The following is a 21,715-nucleotide window of genomic DNA, read 5'->3' as shown; positions in this document are numbered from 1 at the left end:
CAAGTCCCGCACCCTCTACGACGAGGCGACCGCCTGGTCGCACCACGCCCACCTCCAGGCCGCTTGACCTCAAATGTCATGGGGTGTCTGCTCAGCACTGACGACGAGGACTTCGTCGTCCAGACGGCCACTACCCGCCCGACCAAGCTCGGCCAGCCCTTCACCCGCTGGTCGATCCGAAAACTCGCCGCCTACCTGCGGAAAGTGCACGGTCGTGTGATCCGGATCGGCCGCGAGGCGTTACGGTGCCTGCTTGCCCGCCGCGGCGTCACCTTCCAGCGGACCAAGACGTGGAAGGAGTCGCCCGACCCCGAGCGCGACGCCAAGCTGAACCGCATCGAAGAGGTGCTGGGGCGGTACCCGGACCGTGTCTTCGCGTTCGACGAGTTCGGACCGCTCGGCATCCGGCCCACCGCCGGGTCGTGCTGGGCCGAGCAAGGCCGGCCCGATCGGCATCCCGCGACCTACCACCGCACTCACGGGGTGCGCTACTTCCATGGCTGCTACTCGATCGGTGACGACACCTTGTGGGGCGTCAATCGTCGCAAGAAGGGCGCCGCGAACACCCTGGCCGCACTGAAATCGATCCGCGCCGCCCGACCCGACGGCGCCCCGATCTACGTCATTCTGGACAACCTGTCCGCCCACAAAGGCGCCGACATCCGCCGCTGGGCGAAGAAGAACAAGGTCAACCTGTGCTTCACCCCGACCTACGCGTCCTGGGCCAATCCGATCGAGGCCCACTTCGGACCACTGCGGCAGTTCACCGTCGCCAACTCCAACCACCGCAACCACACCAGGCAGACGCGCGCCCTGCACGCCTATCTGCGCTGGCGAAACAAGAACGCCCGCCATCCCGACGTATTGGCCGCCCAACGGCGTGAGCGCGCCCGCATTCGTAGTGAGAAGGGCATCCGTTGGGGCGGACGCCCCTTCGCCGCCTCAGCCTGACAACCTCTGAGTCCGCTGCTTCACCGCGCATATGGGATAGCAGTTGCGGTCTTGGGGGTCGAGGTCAGCCGCAGGCCGACCTCCACGAGGACCCAGCCCAGACGGGCGCGAAGGTCCCGGTGGCGCCGGGCCACGGCGGCGAGACGGTACGCGTTGGCTTCGGCGCGGAGTTCGGCGGCGCGGGTGTTGTGCAGGGCAAGGTGGGTCTCGGGGTGCATCAGTTGGCCTCTCGGTCCGTGCGGATAGGGAGGACGTGCGTGTGGATGCGCACCTGCTCGGTGTCCGGGGTGGCGGCTTTGGGGGCCAATGCGCGGTAGCTCTCTACGAGGTCGTGCATCTTTTCGATAAGTTCCGAGGCGAGCTCGGGTGTCAGGCTCAGGGTCCAGTCGCTCACATCCGACGAGCGATTCCATGCCTCGGACCAGTCTTCTCGGGTACCGAGCCAGGTCGCCAGATCCCTGGTGTGCTGGTTCGCAACCTCGTGCATGAACAGGTCGGCGGCCCCTCGCACCTCGGGGTCGCGGTCCTTGAGTAGTGCCTCGTCGAAGCGCACGCCCATGTGGACCGCCTTCCACCACCGCTCCCGCCCCTTGCCTTGCTCCGGTACGTCCTCGACGAAGCCGTGCGCGGCGAGCTGACGCAGGTGGTAACTGGTGGCGCCGCTGGACTCACCGAGCTTCTCGGCCAGTTGTGATGCGGTGGCAGGGCCGCCGCGCCGAAGGGCATTCAGCAGTTGCATACGGAGTGGATGTGCGAGTCCGCGCAGCGAGCGCGCGTCGAGACTGTGGACCTGGGGGTCCTGTGGCTCCTCCATGCGTACAAAGATAGGCTTGCAAAGAGTTCGATGCAACTACTTCTTTGCATCGGACTCTTTGTAGATAAGGAGCTACACCTCTCAGAACGAGGAAGTGACGTCACACCCCGGCATGGGTACACCCCGCGGACCCGGCGAACCTATGCGGTCACAGCACTAGCGGACGCTGGTGCCGGCCTGCTCGCGCAGGGCGGAGCCGGGGATGGAGGTCCGCACCGACACCGAGCGCGCCCGGCACAGCCGGAAGATCGTCCTGGAGCTGCTCGCCTCCTCGGTCGACTTGTCGACCACACCGGAGGTCGCCGGGTGGATCAAGGAGTACGACGCGAAGCCCGGCCGTTTTGGCCCCGACGCGGCCCGGGTGAACGAGGGACCGAGGATCGACAACGAGCTGTATGTGCGCGACTACGGCAAGTGCATCCCGTGATACAAGTGCGTCGACGCCTGCGGCGACCAGTGGCAGAACTCCTTCGCGATCTCGGTCGCCGGGCGCGGTTTCGTCGCCCGGATCGCCGTCGAGCACGACGCTCCGCTCACCGACTCGGCCTGCGTGTACTGCGGGAACTGCGTCGAGGTGTGCCCGACCGGGGCGCTGGCGCCGAGGACGTAGTTCGACATGCGGGCGGCGGGCACCTGGGACGAGTCCCGGCAGACCCGGACGTCCACGGTGTGCGCGTACTGCGGAGTGGGCTGCACCCTCACGCTCCATGTGCAGGACAATGAGATCGTGAAGGTCACCTCGCCGCACGACAACCCGGTGACCCACGGCAATCTCTGCATCAAGGGCCGTTTCGGCTACCAGCACGTACAGAACCGGGGCTGATCAGGACATGGGACGAGTCACGGAACGACGCAAGGTCCTCCGCATCCGGGACGGGGCGCTCTCCACCCGGCCGGACACCCTCGTCGCCGAGGAACCCCTGGAGATCCGCCTCAACGGCAAACCGCTCGCGATCACCATGCGCACACCGGGCGACGACTTCGCGCTGGCGGCGGGGTTCCTGGTCAGCGAGGGTGTGCTGGCGACCGCGGACGACCTGCAGAACATCGTCTACTGCGCGGGGGCGACGGCGGACGGCTCGAACACCTACAACGTGGTCGACGTGAAGACCGCGCCCGGCGTCGCCCTCCCGGACTTCACCCTGGAGCGGAACGTCTACACGTCCTCCTCGTGCGGCCTGTGCGGCAAGGCCAGCCTGGACGCCGTACGGACGACCGCGCGCTTCCCGATCGCCGACACTCCCCCGGTCCGGGTCACCCCGGAGCTGCTGGCGAGCCTCCCCGACCGGCTGCGGGCGGCCCAGCGGGTGTTCGACCGGACCGGGGGCCTGCACGCGGCGGCCCTGTTCACCGAGGACGGGGAGCTGCTGGACGTACGGGAGGACGTGGGCCGGCACAACGCGGTCGACAAACTGGTCGGGCGGGCGCTGCAGAACGGCGGTCTGCCGCTGTCGCGGGTGATCCTCCTGGTGTCCGGGCGGGCGTCGTTCGAGCTGGCGCAGAAGGCGGTGATGGCGGGCATCCCGGTGCTGGCCGCAGTGTCGGCGCCGTCGTCGCTGGCGGTGGACCTGGCCGCGGAGACGGGTCTGACGCTGGTGGGGTTCCTGCGGGGCAGCTCGATGAACGTGTACGCGGGCGAGGATCGCATCGCCCTGCGAGAGGCGGCCGCCCAGGGCTGAGACGCCTCCCCGCGGCACGGCGGCGGGGCCCGGGCCGGCGGGGAGCGCCCCCTGCGCCGCCGGGCCCCGCCTCAGCCGAGGGACTCCCCGGCTCCCCGATCCGCCGCACCGGCAGCGACGCGGCGGAGGACCACCGGTTCGGTGGTGGTCGTGGACGGGGGCGGGACGCCGGTGTGAGGACTCAGGCGGGGGTGAGGCGTACGTCGGCGGCGGTCACCACCGTGCCGAGCCGGGGGAAGTCGAGCCGGACGGACGCCTCGTGCTCGGCGGCGGTGAAGGCGGCCATGGCGTCCTCGACGAAGACGAGGTCGTAGCCGAGGTCGGCGGCGGCGCGGGCGGTGGACTCGACGCCGAGGTTGGTGGCGATGCCGCCGAACACCAGGGTGGTGACGCCGCGTTCGCGCAGCCGCTCGTCCAGGCCGGTGCCCTGGAAGGCGCCTATGGTCCGCTTGACCACCTCCAGGTCGCCGTGTCCGGCGAGGCCGGGCACGAGTGAGCTGCCGGGCGGCTGTTCGGCGAGCGAGGGGCGTTCGACCCGGACGAGGACGACGGGAGCGCCGGCGGTGCGGAAGGTGTGCGCCAACTCCTCTGCGGTGGCCAGCACTTCGGTGCCTTTGCGGGGTTCCAGGGGCAGCGCGACGATGCGTTCCATCAGGTCGACGAGGACCAGGGCGGTGCGCTGCGGGTCGAGGACGGGAGCTGCGGTCATGACGGAACGTTAGCCGCCGTCAGCCGTCCGTGCCGGAAATCCGGATCAACAGGCCCGTGAACTGATCGCGTTCGGCGGCTGACAGCGGGGCGAGGAGCACGTCGTTGGCCTCGCGGGCCGCCTTCTCGCAGCGCAGGAGGAGGCGGGCGCCGTCGTCGGTGAGGGTCACGGCGTTCTTGCGGCGGTCCCTGGGGTCGGGGGCGCGGAGGACATGGCCGGCGGACTGCAGGTCGTTGAGCACGCCGACCAGGTCCTTGGGGTCCAGGCCCACGCTGCGGCCGAGGTCGGCCTGGGCGACGGGCTGGAGGTCGCGGACGGCGGAGAGGACCACGTGGTGCCACATCCTCTGGCCCTCGGCCGCGAGCGCGTCGGCGACCAGGGCGCGGCCCCGGGCGGCGGCGCGGCCGAGGAGCCAGCTGGGCAGGGAGCGGATCGCGGGCAGGGGTGCTTCGGCCATGCCGGCAGCCTAACCCAGAAATCGTTGGACCTCCCAACGAAACTCGGATACCGTTGGGGCTCCCAACGAATTTTTGGGTGTTCCCACGCTCGACGCGCCGGGATACACCCGGCCCTGGAGGTGTGTGCGATGCGTCGCGTCCGGTACGAATCCACCGGCGGCCCGCTGTTCCTGGAGGAGGCACCCGTCCCCGAGCCCGGCCCCGGCGAGCTGCTGGTGCGCTGCGCCGCGATCGGCGTCACCCTGCCCGTGGTCCGCAAGGTCACCGAGGCCGCCGAGCCGATCGCACTGGGCGGCGAGATCGCCGGCGAGGTGGTGGCGGTCGGCGAGGGCGCGACCCGCTTCCGGCCGGGCGAGCAGGTGACGGGGATGTGCTTCGGGCACGGGTACGCCGACTTCGCCCTGCTGCACGAGGCCATGGCCTCCCCCGTACCGGACGGCGCCGACGCCGTGGACGCGATCGCGCTGGTGCGCAGCGGCCTGGTGGCGTACGGGGCGCTGGAGGCGGCGCGGCCGACGCCGGGCGAGGCGGTCCTCGTCACGGCGGCGGCCAGCGGGATCGGCCACCTCGCCGTGCAGCTGGCGCGGGCGCGGGGCGCCGGGCGGGTGGTGGGGGCCGTGTCCGACCCGGGCAAGGCCGAGTTCGTCCACTCGCTCGGCGCGGACGACTGTGTCCACTACGGCGACGACAGCTGGGGAGATCCCGTGGACTGCGTCCTGGACGCCGTCGGCGGTGCCCTGCTCACCCCCGCCCTCGCCGCCCTGGCCCCGCACGGCCGCCTCGTCGCCTACAGCTCGGGCGGCGGCACCGTCCAGGCGTACGACCTGCTGGTGGGCGCCAAGTCGGTGATCGGCTTCCAGATGGCGCTGATCGCCCGAGGCCGGCCCGACCTGTACGAGCAGTGGCGCCGGGAGCTGTGGCGGCTGTTCGCCGAGGGGACCCTGAAACCCGCCGTGCACGCCGAGTTCGCCCTGGAGGACGCGGCGAAGGCACACGAGACGATCGAGCGGCGGGCCAACCTCGGCAAGGTGGTGCTGCGCCCGTAGGCCCGGTGCGCGCTCCTTGTGCTGCACGCTTCTTGTGAGGCGCCCTGGCCCCAACTACCGTCTATGGGGCGCACGTTGGAGATGGGATGTCCGGATGTCCGGATGTCCGCCGACGAAGGGCAGGTCGCACATGCCGTCAGGTCTTCGCGCCCGTCTCAGAGCCGTACTCGCCACCGCCCTCACCACGGCGGCACTGCTCCTGGTGCCGCTCGCAAACCCTCACCCGGCACACGCCCAATCCCCCGCAGGTGGACCCGAGTTCACACAGCAGGTCCTCTTCAAGGCCTCCCAGGAACCCGGCTACGCCTGCTTCCGCATACCGGCGATCGTGAGGACGACCGACGGCACCCTGCTGGCGTTCGCCGAGGGCCGGGTCCTCAACTGCGGGGACGCCGCCGACATCGACATCGTGCTCAGGCGCTCCACCGACGGCGGCCGCACCTGGGGCCCGCTGCAGGTGGTCAACGAGGGTGCCGGTGACACGCACGGCAACCCGGCGCCGATCGTGGACCGCGCAACGGGCCGGGTCTGGCTCGCGGAGACGTACAACACCGGCCGTACCGACGGCGCCAGTTGCTCGATCCCCTGCGACCGCACCCCGCACCTCCAGTACAGCGACGACGACGGCCGGACCTGGTCCGTGCCGCGCGATCTGAGCCCGGAGATCCTGCCCGCCGACTGGAACTCCTGGTACGCGACCGGGCCCGCGCACGGCATCCAGCTCACCCGGGGCCGCTACGCGGGCCGGCTGGTCTTCGGCGTCAACACCGAGACCTGGGACGGCAGCCGGGTCACCGCCAACCACGCGGCGCTGATCGTGAGCGACGACCACGGCGGCCACTGGCGGATCGGCGCCACCGACACCTGGCCGATCGCCGACGACGGCACCTTCCGGCAGAAGCCGTCCGAACTCGCCCTCGCCGAGCGCGGCGACGGCTCCATCCTGGTCAGCGGCCGGGAGCAGGACGGCACCGACCTCGGTCACCGCACCCAGGCCGTCAGCCGCGACGGCGGGGGCAGCTTCACCGCGCCCTTCCACGACCTGCCCGACCTGTACGCCCCGCAGGTGCAGGGTTCCCTGCTGCGCCTCGGCGACCGCCTGCTGCTGGCCTGCCCCGGCGACCCCGACCGGCGGCGCGCCATGATGATCCGCTCCTCCTACGACGGCGGCCGCACCTGGGACAGCGTGGACCGCGGCACGGTCGTCACCACGGACTGGTCCGGCTACTCCGACCTGGTGCGCGCCGACGCGGACACGGTGGGCCTGATCTACGAGGGCGGCGCGGTGGACGCGCGCGACGAGATCCGCTTCGCCCGCTTCACCGAGGGCTGGCTCGTCCCGCGCCGCGGCCCCGACCCGGTCACCGCCGACCTCGCCCCGCACGCCCGCCCGGCCGCGGTGCTCGGAGGCGCCCGGGAGACGAAGGGGGTCTTCGGCGGCGCGCTGGAGTTCGACGGCACCGACGACGCCGTACGCCTGCCTTTCCGCACCGAGCTGCCCCTGGGGACGAAGGACTTCACGGCCTCCTTGTGGTTCCGGTACACGGCCACGACCGGGGAGCAGCCGCTGCTGTGGATGGGCGGTGTCGGCACCACCCAGCCGCAGGTGTGGGTGCGCGGGGAGCCGGCGAACAACCGGATACAGGGGCTGATCACGGTACGGGACGGGGCGATGGCGCCGCAGACCGCCTACGTCCGCACGGGCACCGCGTACAACGACGGCAGGTGGCATCACCTGGTGCTGCGCCGGGGCGGGGGGCGGCTGACGTTGTTCGTCGACGGTACGGAGACCTCCGTCGCCGACATACCGGGGTCGGTCAGCCGTAACTCCCCCTTCGGCGTGCACATCGGTCAGCGCATGGACAGCCGGGCCTTCTTCACCGGCGCCATGGACGAGGTGCACGTATGGGACCGGGCCCTGACCGACGGGGAACTGTCGGACCCGAAGGCGCTCAGGTCACCGAAGGACACGGTCCTGTGGCTGCCCCTGGACCATGTGAGCGGCTGACGCGCCGACACCGCCCGGGGCCTTTTCCGGGTCCCGGGCCCGGCGCCTGGCGATGACCGCGCACACCATCAGCTGCATCTGGTGGAAGAGCATCAGCGGCAGCACGGCGAGGGAGGCGTGCGCACCGAAGAGGACACTGGCCATGGGCAGCCCGGAGGCGAGGGACTTCTTCGAGCCGGCGAACTGGATGGCGATCCGGTCCTCCCGGCCGAAGCCGAGCACCCTGCCGCCGTACCAGGTCAGCAGGAGCATCACGGCGAGCAGGGCGGCCTCGACGGCGAGCAGCCCGCCGAGCCGGGCGGGGCTGACCTGGTGCCAGATGCCCCGGGTCATGCCCTCGCTGAAGGCGGTGTAGACGACCAGCAGGATCGAGCCGCGGTCGACCAGTCCGAGGACCTTCTTGTGCCGGGCGACGAAGCGGCCGATCCAGCGCCGCAGCACCTGTCCCGCGAGGAACGGCACCAGCAGCTGGAGCACGATCTTGACCAGTGAGTCGGCCGAGAACCCCCCGCCGCTGTTGCCGAGCAGTGCGGCCGCCAGCAGCGGGGTGAGGACGATGCCGACGAGGGAGGAGAAGGAGCCCGCGCAGATCGCCGCGGGGACGTTTCCGCGGGCGATCGAGGTGAACGCGATGGACGACTGGATCGTGGACGGCACCAGCGTCAGGAAGAGCAGCCCCTGGTAGAGCGGCTGGGTCAGCAGCACCGGCACCAGAGCGCGCGCCGCCAGCCCGAACACCGGGAAGAGGACGAACGTGCAGACCAGCACGGTGACGTGGAGCCGCCAGTGGCGCAGTCCGTCCAGCGCCTCCCGGGTGGAGAGCCGGGCGCCGTAGAGGAAGAAGAGGAAGGCGATCGCGGCCGTCGACGCGCCCGAGGCCACGGCGGCGCCGGTGCCGTGCGCCGGGAACAGGGCGGCGAGCCCCACCGTCCCCAGCAGCAGGACGATGTACGGGTCGATCGGCATCCAGCTCGGCCAGCGCAGGCGTTTCACGGTGCTCCGATTGCTCCGATTGCTCTCTTGCTTTCGTTCCGGTGCGGCCCCGCAGGGCCCCTCGTTCATCTTCCTCTGCGGAGGACCGATCGGGAATCCCGCATACCACTCTGACCGTCATCGCATTCCGCGATAACCTCGCACCGTGTACGACCCGACGCATCTGCGCACCTTTCTCGCGGTCGCCCAGACGCTGAGCTTCACGCAGGCCGCTCGCCGGCTGGGGCTGCGCCAGTCCACGGTCAGCCAGCATGTGCGCCGGCTGGAGGACGCGACCGGGCGGCAGCTGTTCACCCGGGACACCCATGCGGTGGAGCTCACCGAGGACGGCGAGGCGATGCTGGGCTTCGCCCGCCGGATCCTGCGGGTCCACGAGCAGGCGACGGCGTTTTTCACCGGCACCCGGGTGCGCGGCCGGCTGCGCTTCGGCGCGTCCGAGGACTTCGTGCTCACCCGGCTGCCGGAGATCCTGGAGGGCTTCCGCCACGACCATCCGGAGGTCGACCTGGAGCTGACCGTGGAGCTGTCCGGCACCCTGCACGAGCAGCTGGCCGCCGGGAAGCTGGACCTGGTCCTCGCCAAGCGGCGCCCGCAGGACCCGCGTGGCGAACTGGTCTGGCGCGACGACCTGGTGTGGATCGGCGCCGAGCGGCTGCGCCTGGACGCGGACCGGCCCGTCCCGCTGATCGTGTATCCCCCGCCGGGCATCACCCGGGCCCGCGCGCTGGAGGCGCTGGAGCGGGAGGGCCGCGCCTGGCGAATCGTGTGCACCAGCGGCAGCCTCAACGGGCTGATCGCGGCGGCCCGCGCCGGGCTCGGCGTGATGGCCCACTCCCGGCACCTGATCCCGCCCGGCCTCTTCCGCCTGCCGGACCGTGCCGGGCTGCCCGACCTCGGCAAGGTCGACTTCGTCCTCGTCCACGGCCGGCGCCGGGACACGGCGGAGGAAGCGGCGGACGCGCTGGCCGCGGCCGTCCTGGCGGGCGGGGAGCGGCTGCGGCAGCGGGGTGACTGAGGGCGGTCAGCAGGGAGACCGGCGGTGCTGCGGGCCGGCGCGGTGGCGGCGAGGTCGGACGGCCCGGCCGTGGCGGAGACCCAGGCCGTCTCCATGTGTGCGGTCAGGGCCTCGCCGACGGAGTGCAGGGCGGCCGGCGCGGCGGTGATTCACAGCGCGCGGCCGGCAGGGGTTCGTCCTCGGGTTCGATGCGGGCCGGGCCGGGATGGCGGGCGGTGCGGTGAACACCGTGCGGCAGCTCGGGTACGCGGTCGGCGTGGCCGTTCTCGGCACCGTGCTGTGGCGGGGAACGCGGGTACGGTCGCGGGCGCGCTGGTGCTGCTGCTCGTGCGGGCGGACCGGCCCGTGCGGCGGAGGGGCGCCTGGGCAGCGGCGGAGAAGGCGGAGGCGGGGAACGCGGTGTCGGATATGTGATGATCGGTATGATGTGCGCCGTAATCGCCGCGTACAGATTCGGTGGAGATTACGGCACCGAAACTTACTGACCCGTCAGTATTGTGTCCGGCCCTTCCCCATGTGCGGGCATTTTCCGGTCACCGCCCGGGGGAAACGTGAGGTTTGCTCGGTTTCCGACCCCCTCCCGCCCGGTGACGGCGTGGGGTAGCTTTCACCGCGCTGTGCCGAGCATCACGGGCCTGACCAAGCAGCGAGGATCGGGGAGCGAGGTTTGCGCGAGTTCACCAACCCGCCGCTCACGTCGGCACCGCCGGTGGGCGGTCTGGCCGACGCGGTCTTCGAGCATGCCCGGACGGACCCGGCACACGTCGCCCTCGGACGCAAGGACGCCTCCGGGCAGTGGCGGGAGGTGACCTCCGCCGAGTTCCGCGACGAGGTCATGGCCCTCGCCAAGGGCCTCCTCGCCCGCGGCATCCGCTTCGGCGACCGCGTCGCCATCATGTCCCGCACCCGCTACGAGTGGACCCTGTTCGACTTCGCCCTGTGGTCGATCGGCGCCCAGGTGGTGCCCGTCTACCCGACGTCCTCGGCCGAGCAGTGCTTCTGGATGCTGTACGACGCCGAGGTGTCCGCGGCGATCGTGGAGCACGAGGACCACGCGATGACCATCGCCACCGTCATCGACCGGCTCCCGCAGCTGCGGCAGCTGTGGCAGCTGGACTCCGGCTGTGTGCAGGAGCTGTACGACGCCGGGGCGCACCTGGACGACGACCTGGTGCACCGGCACCGGCAGGCGGTCACCCCGGACTCGGTCGCCACCATCATCTACACCTCGGGCACCACCGGCCGCCCCAAGGGCTGTGTCCTCTCGCACGCCAACTTCATGTACGAGGCGGACACGATGATCCAGCGGTGGCAGCCGGTGTTCCACACCAAGAAGGACGACGAGGCCTCCACCCTGCTGTTCCTGCCGCTCGCGCACGTCTTCGGGCGGATGGTGGAGGTCGCCGCGATCCGCGGCCGGGTCCGCTTCGGGCACCAGCCGCAGCTGAACGCCGCCGCCCTGCTGCCCGACCTGCAGGCGTTCAAACCGACCTTCATCCTCGCGGTGCCGTACATCTTCGAGAAGGTGTTCAACGCGGCCCGCCGGAAGGCGGAGAAGGAGGGCAAGTCGGGGCCGTTCGAGAAGGCGGTCGACATCGCGGTGAAGTACGCGGAGGCCGTGGAGGCCAGGGCGTGGGGCACCGGGCCCGGCCCGTCGGCGGGGCTGCGCATGCAGCACCAGTTCTTCGACAAGGTCGTCTACTCCAAGGTCCGCGCGGCGATGGGCGGCCGGATCCGCAACGCCATGTCCGGTGGTTCCGCGATGGACCGCCGGCTGGGCCTGTTCTTCGCGGGCGCCGGTGTGCAGATCTACGAGGGCTACGGCCTGACCGAGTCGACGGCCGCGGCGACCGCCAACCCGCCCGAGCGCACCCGCTACGGCACCGTCGGCCAGGCCATCCCCGGGGTGACCGTGCACATCGGTGACGACGGGGAGATCTGGCTGTACGGCGGAAACGTCTTCCAGGGCTATCTCAACAACCCGAAGGCCACCGACGAGACCCTGCACGACGGCTGGCTGGCCACCGGTGACCTCGGCTCGCTCGACGAGGACGGCTATCTGACCATCACCGGCCGCAAGAAGGAGATCCTGGTGACCTCCGGCGGCAAGAGCGTCTCCCCCGGTGTGCTGGAGGAGCGGGTCCGCGAGCATCCGCTGGTCAACCAGTGCATCGTCGTCGGCAACGACCGCCCCTACATCGCCGCCCTGGTCACCCTCGACCAGGAGGCCGTCGAGCACTGGCTGCAGATGCGCGGAAAGCCGAGGATGACCCCGGTCCAGCTGGTGCGCGACCCCGACCTGGAGACGGAGGTGCGGCGGGCGGTGGTCGCCGCCAACACCCTCGTCTCCCAGGCCGAGTCGATCCGTACCTTCCGCATCCTCGCGCAGCCGTTCACCGAGGAACACGGCCTGCTCACACCGTCGTTGAAGCTGAAGCGGAAGGCGATCGAGAAGGCGTACGACAACGAGGTCGAGGCCCTCTACCGGACGTGATCCTCCTGATGGAGCGTCAACTGATCGTCACCTTGAAGATCTTGTCGGACCCGGCGGCGGCACCTCCGTTGTTGTCGCAGTTGGTGGTGGACAGCCACAGCTGGTCGGCGCCCGGGACCTTGGTGACCGTACGGAGTCGGCCGTAGGTGCCGACGTAGTACGCGCTCGGTGTGCCGACGCTCTCGGTGTCGCCGTTGATGGGGATCCGCCACAGGCGTTCGCCTCGCAGGGACGCCATGTAGATCACGTTGCGGACGACGGCGATGCCGCTCGGCGAGGCCTCGGAGACGTTCCAGGTGGCCTTGGGGTTCGTCATGCCGGCGACGTTGCAGCTGCCCTCGCAGGTCGGCCAGCCGTAGTCGGCGCCGGGCTTGATGAGGTTGAGCTCGTCCTTGGAGCTGTTGCCGAACTCCGCCTCCCACAGCCGGCCGTTGCGGTCGAAGGCGAGACCCTGCGGGTTGCGGTGGCCGTACGAGTAGACGTAGTTGCCGAACGGGTTGCCGGGGGCCGGCTTGCCGTCGGTGGTCATGCGCAGGATCTTGCCGTTGAGGGAGTTCTTGTCCTGCGCGAGGTCGGGCTGCTGGGCCTCGCCGGTGGAGACGTACAGGTAGCCGTCGGGGCCGAAGGCGAGGCGGCCGCCGTTGTGGTAGCGGTTCTTCTTGATGCCCTGCAGCAGCACCTTGTAGTCGCTGAGCGTCGTGCCGTCGTAGGTCATGCGGACGATCCGGTTGCCCTCGGCGGCGGTGTGCATGAAGTACACGTAGTGGTTGCTCTCCCACTTGGGGTCGACGGCGACGCCGAGCAGGCCGCCCTCGCCGTTGGTGGTGACGGCGTTGGGAACCGTGCCCACCTGCGTTTTCGTGCCGCTCTTGGTCAGCTTCCAGACCCGGAAGGCGTCCCGCTCGGTGACCAGGGCGGACTGGCCGTCGGGCATCCAGTAGGTGCCCCAGGGGATGGTCCAGCCGGTGGAGAGCGTGGCGATGGAGGACGGGACACCGCCGTCGGTGGCGCAGGCGCTGGTGGTGAAGGTGACCGTGTTGCTGGGCGCGGAGACATTGCCGGCGGCGTCACGGGCGACGACGTTCAGGCTGTACGGGCTGTCGCAGGCGAGCCCGGTGAGCGTGGTGGACGTTCCGCTGGTGACGGTCTTGTAGACGGTGGTGTCGCTGCGCACGTCGTAGGCGGTGACCGCGCGGTCGTCGGTCGAGGCGCCCCAGGTGAGGTCGACCGTGTTCGAGGTGACACCGGCGGTGTGCAGGGTGCCGGGCGCGGTCGGCGGTGTGGTGTCGGAGCTCGGCTTGGTGGTGCAGTCGACGACCGGGCTGGCGGGCGAGGTGTTGCCGGCCGCGTCACGGGCGATGACCGTCAGGTCGTAGGTGGTGTTCGGGGCGAGCCCGGTCAGTGTCTTCGACGTCGCGTTGCCCGGCGCCTCGCCGATCTTGTTGCCGTGCTCGTAGAGGTCGTACGCCGCGACACCCACGTCGTCAGTCGAGGCGCCCCAGGAAAGGGTCAGGTGGTCCTCGCCGATGTCCGAGCAGGAGGGCTGCCCGGGGCGGGTGGGGGCCTGGGTGTCGCTCGGCGTGCCGAGGCTCAGGCGGTCGAGGTTGGGGCCGCCGTTGGCCGTCGTGGCCGTCGCCCGGATCCTGTTGCTGCCCGCCTTCAGGGTGACGTTGACGGACTTGGCGGCCCAGGTGTTCCAGTCCGCCGTGGCCGGGAAGGAGACGGCGGGCGCGACGACGGTGCCGTTGACGGAGAGGTCCATCGGCCGGTCGGCTGTGGTGCCGTTGGCGTACCGCAGACTGACCGAGGCCGGGCCGGCGTAGGCCGCGCTGACCGTGAACTCCACGTAGGAGCCCTTGACGTTGGTGTAGTCGACGAAACCGGTTCCCGTGTAGCCGGTGTGGTTGGTGGCGACGGCACCCTGGGAGATCAGGGCGTCCTCGGCCTGGTAGTCGGTGGCGGCGAGGGCGGTGCCCTGGCCCAGGCCGGACAGGGGCAGTGCGAGGACGGCGGCGAGGCCGTACGGCAGAACTCTCTTCAGATGCATGGGTGTTTCCCCTTGTTTCCCCTCAGCCCGCATACTGGGTGAAGACCTTGAGGTAGTCGTACGGCTGCTGCGACACGCCGCTGCAGGAGTCGCCGTCGGTGCCGGCGCCGCAGGGGCGGTCGCGGTTGGCGGACCAGTAGGTGAGCCGCGCGATGTGGTGCTGCCGGGCGTAGGCGAGCATGGTCCGGAAGTCGGCGACGCGGACGCGCTCACCGGAGTCGTCGGTCTTTCCGTTCATCGACGACAGGCCGATGCGGGCGTAGGCGGTGGCGTCGTCGTAGCCGTAGGCAGCCTTGACCCGGGCCTTGAGGCCCTCCATGGCCTGCGTGGTGAGGGTGCCCATGTTCGTGGTGCCGCCGCCGAAGTCGAACGGCATGACGCACCAGACGTCGTTCGCCAGGCCGGACCTGGCCGCGCGCTGGATCATGTCGATGCCGGTGGCGTCGGGGCCGCTGGTGGTGGTACCGAAGGTGATGACCGTCTTCAGGCCGGGGTTGTTCGCCTTCACGGTCTTCAGGGCGTCCACGACACGCTGGCGGACGGTGGCGTTCGACCCCTCGGTGTGCTCGATGTCGATGTCGAGCGCCCGCAGCCGGTACGCGCTGATGACCTTCTGGTACGCGGACGCCAGCCTGGCCGCGCTGGAGCACTTCTCTCCCAGCTTGGCGCCGCTCCAGCCGCCGACGGAGACGATCACGTCGCCGCCCGCGGACCGTATGCGGTCGATCGCGGCCTGGTCGCTGCCGCCGGTCAGCGGCCGGCTGCCGTCCCACTTGGGGTTGCAGGTGCCGTCGGACAGGACGAAGGCGAGGGTGAACCACTTGACGCCGGTCGCCGACATCACCTGGGCCGGGTCCGGCGGGCTGCCCCAGCCGAGGTACTCGTACGGGGCGACGGCCATGCCGGGGGACGCCGCGAGCGCCGTGGCGGGGGCGGTGGGCCTGACCCGGACGAGCCGGGTCTCGCCGGGGCGGAGGGTCGCGCTGTAGGAGCCGGCGACCGTGCCCTTGTCGGAGCCGGACCACAGGTCGGTGACGTCACCGGAGCCGGTGAAGCCGGCCTGGGACCAGTTCACGGTGACCGTGGCGCTGCGCGAGGTTCCGCTGTTGAACAGGGCCACCACGTAGTCCCCGTCGCTCTCCCGCTTGCTCCAGGCCTGCTTGACACCGCTGTTCACGATCCGTTTCGCCGCGACCCCGTCCTGGTCCACGCCGATCAGCCGGTCGTTGGTGAGCATCGCCTTGTCGACCGGGTCGAGGTGGGTCAGGTCGGTGCCCAGCAGCAGCGGTGCCGCCGCCATCGACCACAGGGTGAACTGGGATCGGCGCTGGTCGGCGGTGAGTCCCGCCTGGTCGCCGTTGCCGATCTCCAGGGAGTCCAGGTCGTTCCAGCCGCCGGGCCCGGCGTACGGCTGCCAGGCGGCGGCCGAGTCGAAGCGGGTGGAGACGTGCGACCAGTTCGTGAGCGGATAACCGCTTCCGTTGGGGCCGGGCCCGCAGTAGCACTCGACGTCGCCCTGGGTGCGCCAGCTGTTGGCGAGCGCGCGCCAGGTGGTGGCGTGGTCGAGGGGGAGGTTGTTGGACAGGGCGAAGGTGATGGGCCGCCCGGTGGCGCGCAGGGCCTTGTCCCAGGCCTGGACGTCGGGGACGTCCTGGCTGCCCACGCCGTCGATCTTCAGGTAGTCGACGCCCCATGAAGCGAACTGCCTGGCCCAGGAGTTGACGAACTCCTGGGCGCCGGGCTTCGCGTAGTCGAGGTAGTACATGTTCTTGCAGTTGTAGTTCTTCTCGGTCTTCGAGGTGTCCGCGATGTCCTGCGCGTGGTACGGCGTGCCCTCGATCGGGGTGTTCTTCAGCACGGCGTTCTTCGCGATGCCGGGGGTGACGTAGAAGCCGAATTTCAGCCCCTTGGCATGGACGTAGTCGGCGAGGGCCTTGATGCCGCCCGGGAACTTGGCGGTGTCCACGGTCCAGCGGCCGTAGGAGTCGACGACGAACCCGTTGGTGTCGCATTTCTGCCAGAAGTCGTCGAGGTTGACCTGGACGAATCCGTGGTCCCGCAGGCCGCTCGACGCCAGCGCGTCGGCCTGTGCCCTGATCTTCGCCTCGGTCGGCTGCCTGCGCACGAAACTCCAGCTGCTCCAGCCCATGGTGGGGCGCGAGGACTGCCCGTTGCCGGAAGACGGGGTGTAAGTGGCCGCCGGCGTGGCGTACGACGTGCCGATCCAGGCCTCGTCGATCCGCAGCCGCTGGTAGCGGGTGGTGTCGCTGGAGGCCGCCCAGGTGGTGTCGACCTCGAGGCGGACGTAGCGGGCCGTGGTGCCGGGCAGGTCGATGCCCTGGATGCCGCGGGCGCTGGGCAGCTGACCGGTGTTCACCGGGCTGCCCCAGTTCCTGCCGTCATCGCTGAGGTAGACCTTGTAGCCCTTGATCCGCGCGGACTGTTCGGTGGCGGAGCGGGCGTAGGCGACGGAGTCCTCACGCTGGTTGAGCCCGATGTACTGCACCTTCTTCGCCGCGCCGAGGTCGAAGGTGAGGGTGACCGGCAGCGTCTTGTCGTTGTCCCAGTAGGTGAGGTAGTCGCCGTCCCCGGCGGCGGAGCCGGGGTGGCCGCTCGCGGACGTGCTCGCGGTGACCTTGACGCCGGTCGCGATGCCCTGGCGGCCCGCCGTGATCACCTTGAAGACGGTGTCGTACGGGTCCCAGCCGCCGAGGCCGGTGAGGGTGAGCACGCCGCCGGACTGCGACCAGGAAACCGGGGCGCCGGTGCGGAGGTTGGTGACCGAGGCGATGCGGTAGCCGTTGTCGCGGATGCGCAGGGCGCTGGTGCTCGGCGGGGTCAGGACGTGGAGGTACTGCCGGTTCGGGTCGTCCTTGGCGATGGTGGTGACGCCGTGGGCGCCGTCGTTCCAGAAGCCGGGTTTGAGGCCGCCGTACATGTAGCCGCCGCCATCGGTGCCGTGCAGGGACTCCCAGATCTTGTCGAGGTAGGAGTTCGCGAAGTTGTTGAAGTCCGCCTGGTTCGTGGGGAACTTCCCGTTGACCTGGGCGGTCTCCGCCATGAGCGCCTTCACCGAGGAGCCGGCGTTGGTGATCAGCCGGCCGAGGGTGAGCATCTTGTCGACGGTCGGGTTCGAGCCGTCGTACCACCAGGCGCCGGTCGACGGCAGCTTGAAGTCGGCCTCGGTCAACCGGGGTTGGGCGGTGTAGATCGCCTGCGGGTAGTCGTAGGCGGGCGTCATTCCCGTCTTCTGCTCATTGCTGATCATGTCCATGATCGGCGTGTCTTCGTTGTTGTTGCTGAGCGTGTAGTTCGGGCGCTTCTGATAGATCTGCGCGTAGAGGTTGTGGCTCTCCCAGTACGCGTTGTCGTTGTCGATCCAGAAGCCGCCGAGGTCCGGGTAGCGGTCCATGACCTCGAAGAAGTTGTCGTACGAGAACTGCCCGAAGCCGTCGCGGGTGGTCAGGTCGATGTTCTTGCCCTTGTAGGCGGAGTAGGCGGCCGAGTCGAGCCACTCATGGCCGCCCTCGTCGTGCCACTGGGGGTCGTCGGTCATGTAGAGGATGACCTTCATGCCCTTGGCCTTGGCGGCGTTGATCAGCTCGCCGAGGAAGTCCCGCTTGGTGGAGCAGGAGCCGGGGATCTTCGACGGCCACGGGCGGGCGTAGCCGAGTCGGCTGTGGAACGTCGCCAGCACGATGTACTGTGTGTGCAGTTTGCGCGCCTCGTTCACCCAGTAGTCCGGCGTCCAGCCGCCGCTGGTGACGTCCTTCTCCCAGGCGGTGCAGCTGGTGTGGGCGGGGGCGGTGCGCAGGCCCCAGTGCAGGAACAGGCCGCCGACGGACGCGCGGAGGAAGGCCTGGCGGGGGTTCTCGACGTCGCGCGGGCGGACCGGGGCGGCGCAGTTCTGGCTGGATCCGGTGGCCGAGACGCGCAGGGCACCGCCGCCGGTGGCGTGGCTGTCGCTGACGCAGTAGCCGGTGACGGACTGGAAACCGAGGTCGTGAGGTGAGTGGCCGCCCTTCTGTGCTGTGAACCGGGTCAACCGGATGCCGCTCGCCGTGTTGGCGATGAAGGCGGGACGGCCGTCGTCGGCCGCGAACTTCACGGAGCTGTCGGTGAAGGTGACACCGTCGGCGTTGTGCAGATACCAGCCGTACGCCGGCCGCGTCCCGATGCTCTTCGGGTTGTAGTCCTTCGGGTCGTTGCTCGGCACACCGGTGGACAGGGTGCCGTTCCCACCCGGGACGGTGATGTTGACGTTGTTGAAGGTGATGTCGCTGATGCGGTGGCCGTCCTCGCCCCACAGGGTCGGACTGAAGGACGGGCTGTTGCCGGTGGCCGTGATGTTGTCGTAGGAGACGTTGCTGATCGAGCCGACACCGGGACTGTTTCCGCACCGTTTGCGCGTGCCGATCTTCTCCATGATCGGCGAGTGCACGTTCGTCATGGTGATGTCGCGGTAGTGGACGTCGGAGATCTTCGCACCGTCCATGGAGACCATGCCGAGCCCGGACTTGTCGGCGCCTTCGATGCGGATGTTCTCGAACCGGTAGTCGGAGAAGTCACCGCAGGTCTCGGAACCGAACATCAGGGCGTTGCAGCAGCGCGCCGACAGCACGGAATCACTCACGCGCACATGGCCGCTCGGGAGTTTGGCGCCGAGGGCGTAGTCGCTCTTGAAGACCAGGGCGTCGTCGTTGGCGGCGATGTGCGCGTTGGTGATCGTGACGTTGGTGGTGGAGATGACGTTCCAGCCGTCGCGGTCGCTCGCGGTGTCGATGGTGAGGTGGTCGGAGACGACGTTCGTGCAGCCGTTGATCAGCGCGGCGAAGTGGCCCCCGCGGCGCAGGGTGAGTCCGTCGCCGAGCCGGAGTCCGTCGCAGCGGGTCAGCGACAGGATCTTGTCGGCCTGGCCGGACTTCGGGTTGCCCGTGATCAGGTTGCCGGCGCCGTCGATGACCCCGTCGCCGGTGAAACCGATGTCGGTCAGCCGGTCGCCGTAGATCATCGCGTCGTGGAAGTGGCTGTGCCCGTAGTCCTGGTACTTGTCGTTCGGGTTGGACTCGGGCGGGTCGTAGGTGCCGGCGGAGGAGCCCTGGAGGGTGGCGCCCTTGTCGACCTGGAGCGTCACATGGCTCTTCATGTGGATGGTGTTCGGGGACTTGTATGTGCCGGCCGGGAAGCGGACCGTGCCGCCGCCGGCCGCGTTGGCCGCGGTGATGGCCTTGTCGATGGCGGGGGTGTCGTTGGCCGAGCCGTCGCCCTTGGCGCCGTAGTCGCGCACGTCGTACACGGTTGCCGGGCGGGGCGTGGCAGGGTGCGGGGCCGCGAGGGCGGCGGGGTGGCTGAGGCCGAGGACGACGGCGAGGACGCACAGGACGATCGCCGCCGCCCGTCTCGGGTCGGCGATGGCGGGTTTCACGAGGTCCGCTCCTCTAGGCGAGTTGGTAGCCGCGGAGGTTGGTGAGCAGCAGGTAGGTGTCCTGCAGGGATCCGGAGGTGTCACCGAGGGAGCGGTAGATGCCCCACTTGGGCCGCACCCGGTCGGCGAGGAAGGTGTCGACACCGGACCTGGACCTGTCGACGACGGTGGCGGAACCGCTCTTGAGGATCCAGCGGACGGAACCGGCCGAGCCGTTGCCGACCTTGATCTGGAAGTCGACGTCGGTCCATGTGTCGTGCAGCGGATCGAGGTTCGTACGGCCGACGAGGATGTCGTCGACGGCGAGCCGCAGTTCAATGGTCTGTACGCCGTTCACGCGCCGCAGCGACTGCACGACGATCGGCGAGGTCCCGGCGCCGGGCTGCTTCATCTGCATGATGTGGGTGAAGGTGGTCGTCGCCTTCAGCGTGCTCGGGATGTACATCGAGTACGTGAGCCGCCAGGACTGGCCCTCGGTCCACTTCAGATAGCTGTCGGCGCCGGTGCGCAGCCCGGTGACCTCCTGGCGCTGGCGGTCGGTGGAGGTGTCCCGGTCGACCGTGTGCATGTTGAAGCGCCAGTTGTCGCCGGTGGCGAAGATGTGCGGATGGCCGGCCGGGTGGGAGTGCGCGCGGTCGTCCTCGACGGTCTCGAAGGCGCCGAGCCCGTCGGTACGCGCCGACGGCGACCACTTCAGCTGCCAGGAGGCGGCGTGGGCCTCGGTGACCGGCAGGCCGGTCACGGCTGCGGCGGCGCCGCCGAGCGCGGCACCCAGCACAGCCCTTCTGGACGTGCTCATGACACTGAATCACCTCGCAGTTGCTCGTTCATGATCAGGAAGGCCCCGAGCCCGTGGAAGTCGTTGGTGGCTCGGGTGCGGCCGACGTAGTACGCGTAGTCGCCGACGTCGGTGCCGACGGAGATGTCGGCGAGGTTCGTACGGCCGTCCGCTCCGACCGACAGCCGGGCGAGCACGCCCTGGTAGCCGCGCCGGGCGACCGCGTCGAAGTGCGGGTCCAGGTAGCCCTGTCGGACGCCGCGGGAGAGGGCGTAGGCGAACATGCTGGAGCAGGAGGTCTCGGTCCAGTTGTCCGGCCGGGAGCCCTTGTCCATCACCTGGAACCAGCGTCCGGACGCCGGGTCCTGGTACTTCTCCAGCGCCGAGGCCAGCGTCCGGAGGGTGCCGAGCAGTTGGGGACGCCGGGGCTGGTCGGCGGGGATCGCGTCGAGGACGTTCACCAGCGCCATGGCGTACCAGCCGACGGCACGGCACCAGTGCTCCGGGGCGAGTCCGGTGGCCGGGTCGGCCCAGCTCGCCGACCTGGACTCGTCGTAGGCATGGCGCAACAGGCCGTTCGCCACCTGGAGATGACCGCCGTAGACGAACAACTGCCGGGCGGCCTCGCCGTTCGTGTAGGCGCTGTCGCCGAACTCCCTGCCGTACTCGACCAGGAACGGGTTCACCATGTACGCGCCGTCCGCCCACAGTTGGTGGGCCCGGCTGCTGGTGTCGGCGTGCCAGAAGCCGCCGTCGGAGGTGCGTGGATAGCTGTTCAGGCGGTCGCGGATCTTCCGCGCGGCCTTGCGGTAGCGGTCCTGGCCGGTCTCGTGGTGCAGGATCACCAGCAGCCGGCCCGCCTCCATGCTGTCGAGGCTGTTGAAGGACTGGGCGATCGTGCCGTCGCTGTGCACGAAGCGGTCGACGTAGGCCTTGATGTAGGCGAGCAGGCGGGGATCGTGGGTGCGCCGGTAGACGAGGTACTGGCCGTAGAGGTACAGGCCCACGGGGTAGGACCAGCCGCCGATGGTGGCCGGTGTGTAGCGCGCCATGGTGGAGTCCACGACGGCCGTCGACCAGTCACGGGCGGCGGCGGGGCGGGGCACGGGCGCCGGGGCGGCGCTCGCCGGGGGCACGGCGGCGGGCAGCGCGACCAGGCCGGCGGTGGCGAGCGTCGCCGCGGTCAGCGCGGCCCGCAGACGTCGGCGTCTCATGGTCCTCCTTCTGGGTAGGCGTACGCGGTCGGACGAGCGGCGCCGGCGCAGCCGTGCACCGCCGCGCCGACGTGACGACGGTCG

At 70.1% G+C, this 21,715-nt stretch carries 14 protein-coding genes and 2 pseudogenes; 7 read left to right on the top strand and 9 right to left on the bottom strand.

The window, feature by feature from the left end; all coding sequences use genetic code 11:
• Nucleotides 1–90 precede the first annotated feature (90 nt).
• Nucleotides 91–951: pseudogene (locus ABT288_RS14330) on the top strand (IS630 family transposase); the annotation flags it as partial.
• Nucleotides 952–971: 20 nt separating this feature from the next.
• On the opposite strand, the gene ABT288_RS14325 reads toward ABT288_RS14330, so the two are convergent.
• Both ABT288_RS14325 and ABT288_RS14320 read right to left on the bottom strand, forming a co-directional pair.
• Nucleotides 972–1,169, bottom strand: coding sequence for a hypothetical protein (locus ABT288_RS14325; RefSeq protein ID WP_351606660.1), 198 nt, complete (start codon nt 1,167–1,169; stop codon nt 972–974).
• On the bottom strand, nt 1,169–1,765 hold the full coding sequence (locus ABT288_RS14320; RefSeq protein WP_351606657.1) for a helix-turn-helix domain-containing protein: 597 nt from the start codon (nt 1,763–1,765) through the stop codon (nt 1,169–1,171). The genes ABT288_RS14325 and ABT288_RS14320 overlap by 1 nt, the downstream gene beginning before the upstream one ends.
• A 160-nt stretch (nt 1,766–1,925) precedes the next feature.
• Between ABT288_RS14320 and ABT288_RS14315 the strand changes: the two are divergent.
• A pseudogene (locus tag ABT288_RS14315) lies at nt 1,926–2,588 on the top strand (4Fe-4S dicluster domain-containing protein); the annotation flags it as partial.
• A 7-nt stretch (nt 2,589–2,595) separates the two neighbouring features.
• Nucleotides 2,596–3,444 carry a formate dehydrogenase accessory sulfurtransferase FdhD gene (fdhD, locus tag ABT288_RS14310; RefSeq protein WP_351606654.1) on the top strand — a complete coding sequence of 283 codons (849 nt, stop codon included), beginning with the start codon at nt 2,596–2,598 and terminating at the stop codon, nt 3,442–3,444.
• A 181-nt stretch (nt 3,445–3,625) separates the two neighbouring features.
• Here the strand turns inward: fdhD and ABT288_RS14305 are convergent, their stop codons facing one another.
• A complete protein-coding gene (locus ABT288_RS14305; protein ID WP_351606651.1) occupies nt 3,626–4,153 on the bottom strand; it encodes an isochorismatase family protein in 528 nt (175 codons plus the stop codon).
• 19 nt (nt 4,154–4,172) lie between these two features.
• Nucleotides 4,173–4,610 carry a MarR family winged helix-turn-helix transcriptional regulator gene (locus tag ABT288_RS14300; protein ID WP_351606648.1) on the bottom strand — a complete coding sequence of 146 codons (438 nt, stop codon included), beginning with the start codon at nt 4,608–4,610 and terminating at the stop codon, nt 4,173–4,175.
• 129 nt (nt 4,611–4,739) lie between these two features.
• On the opposite strand from ABT288_RS14300, the gene ABT288_RS14295 reads away from it, so the two are divergent.
• Together ABT288_RS14295 and ABT288_RS14290 are read left to right on the top strand one after the other, a co-directional pair.
• Nucleotides 4,740–5,657, top strand: coding sequence for a quinone oxidoreductase family protein (locus ABT288_RS14295; protein ID WP_351606646.1), 918 nt, complete (start codon nt 4,740–4,742; stop codon nt 5,655–5,657).
• Between the two features lie 130 nt (nt 5,658–5,787).
• Complete coding sequence (locus ABT288_RS14290) at nt 5,788–7,665, top strand: exo-alpha-sialidase (protein ID WP_351606643.1); 1,878 nt, start codon at nt 5,788–5,790, stop codon at nt 7,663–7,665.
• Here the strand turns inward: ABT288_RS14290 and ABT288_RS14285 are convergent.
• On the bottom strand, nt 7,615–8,658 hold the full coding sequence (locus ABT288_RS14285; RefSeq protein WP_351606641.1) for a bile acid:sodium symporter family protein: 1,044 nt from the start codon (nt 8,656–8,658) through the stop codon (nt 7,615–7,617). The two genes, ABT288_RS14290 and ABT288_RS14285, sit on opposite strands and share 51 nt — an antisense overlap.
• Nucleotides 8,659–8,803: 145 nt before the next feature.
• Between ABT288_RS14285 and ABT288_RS14280 the strand changes: the two genes are divergently transcribed.
• The gene (locus ABT288_RS14280; RefSeq protein ID WP_351606638.1) at nt 8,804–9,673 is read left to right on the top strand and encodes a LysR substrate-binding domain-containing protein; all 870 of its coding nucleotides are present in this window, start codon (nt 8,804–8,806) and stop codon (nt 9,671–9,673) included.
• 667 nt (nt 9,674–10,340) lie between these two features.
• Nucleotides 10,341–12,167 (top strand): AMP-dependent synthetase/ligase, encoded by a 1,827-nt coding sequence (locus ABT288_RS14270; protein WP_351606636.1) that lies wholly within the window; start codon nt 10,341–10,343, stop codon nt 12,165–12,167.
• 16 nt (nt 12,168–12,183) lie between these two features.
• Here the strand turns inward: ABT288_RS14270 and ABT288_RS14265 are convergent, their stop codons facing one another.
• The 4 genes from ABT288_RS14265 to ABT288_RS14250 form a co-directional block, all read right to left on the bottom strand.
• Nucleotides 12,184–14,214, bottom strand: coding sequence for a PQQ-dependent sugar dehydrogenase (locus ABT288_RS14265; protein ID WP_351606633.1), 2,031 nt, complete (start codon nt 14,212–14,214; stop codon nt 12,184–12,186).
• A gap of 22 nt (nt 14,215–14,236) precedes the next feature.
• Nucleotides 14,237–19,501 carry a glycosyl hydrolase family 28 protein gene (locus ABT288_RS14260; RefSeq protein WP_351606671.1) on the bottom strand — a complete coding sequence of 1,755 codons (5,265 nt, stop codon included), beginning with the start codon at nt 19,499–19,501 and terminating at the stop codon, nt 14,237–14,239.
• A gap of 151 nt (nt 19,502–19,652) precedes the next feature.
• Nucleotides 19,653–20,438 carry a Tat pathway signal sequence domain protein gene (locus tag ABT288_RS14255; protein ID WP_351606630.1) on the bottom strand — a complete coding sequence of 262 codons (786 nt, stop codon included), beginning with the start codon at nt 20,436–20,438 and terminating at the stop codon, nt 19,653–19,655.
• The gene (locus ABT288_RS14250; protein ID WP_351606628.1) at nt 20,435–21,631 is read right to left on the bottom strand and encodes a glycoside hydrolase family 88/105 protein; all 1,197 of its coding nucleotides are present in this window, start codon (nt 21,629–21,631) and stop codon (nt 20,435–20,437) included. The genes ABT288_RS14255 and ABT288_RS14250 overlap by 4 nt, the downstream gene beginning before the upstream one ends.
• Between the last annotated feature and the right edge of the window lie 84 nt (nt 21,632–21,715).

This window comes from Streptomyces sp. NPDC001093 (assembly GCF_040298985.1).
Taxonomy (GTDB): Bacteria; Actinomycetota; Actinomycetes; order Streptomycetales; family Streptomycetaceae; genus Streptomyces.
The sequence above is the reverse complement of the archived record's forward strand: the minus strand, read 5'-3'. Positions and strand labels throughout refer to the sequence as shown.

Coding starts and splice junctions, on each gene's coding strand:
- ABT288_RS14325 (WP_351606660.1), bottom strand. CDS start 1,169: ATGCACCCCGAGACCCACCTTGCCCTGCACAACACCCGCGCCGCCGAA.
- ABT288_RS14265 (WP_351606633.1), bottom strand. CDS start 14,214: ATGCATCTGAAGAGAGTTCTGCCGTACGGCCTCGCCGCCGTCCTCGCA.
- ABT288_RS14300 (WP_351606648.1), bottom strand. CDS start 4,610: ATGGCCGAAGCACCCCTGCCCGCGATCCGCTCCCTGCCCAGCTGGCTC.
- ABT288_RS14250 (WP_351606628.1), bottom strand. CDS start 21,631: ATGAGACGCCGACGTCTGCGGGCCGCGCTGACCGCGGCGACGCTCGCC.
- ABT288_RS14255 (WP_351606630.1), bottom strand. CDS start 20,438: ATGAGCACGTCCAGAAGGGCTGTGCTGGGTGCCGCGCTCGGCGGCGCC.
- ABT288_RS14305 (WP_351606651.1), bottom strand. CDS start 4,153: ATGACCGCAGCTCCCGTCCTCGACCCGCAGCGCACCGCCCTGGTCCTC.
- ABT288_RS14295 (WP_351606646.1), top strand. CDS start 4,740: ATGCGTCGCGTCCGGTACGAATCCACCGGCGGCCCGCTGTTCCTGGAG.
- fdhD (WP_351606654.1), top strand. CDS start 2,596: ATGGGACGAGTCACGGAACGACGCAAGGTCCTCCGCATCCGGGACGGG.
- ABT288_RS14320 (WP_351606657.1), bottom strand. CDS start 1,765: ATGGAGGAGCCACAGGACCCCCAGGTCCACAGTCTCGACGCGCGCTCG.
- ABT288_RS14290 (WP_351606643.1), top strand. CDS start 5,788: ATGCCGTCAGGTCTTCGCGCCCGTCTCAGAGCCGTACTCGCCACCGCC.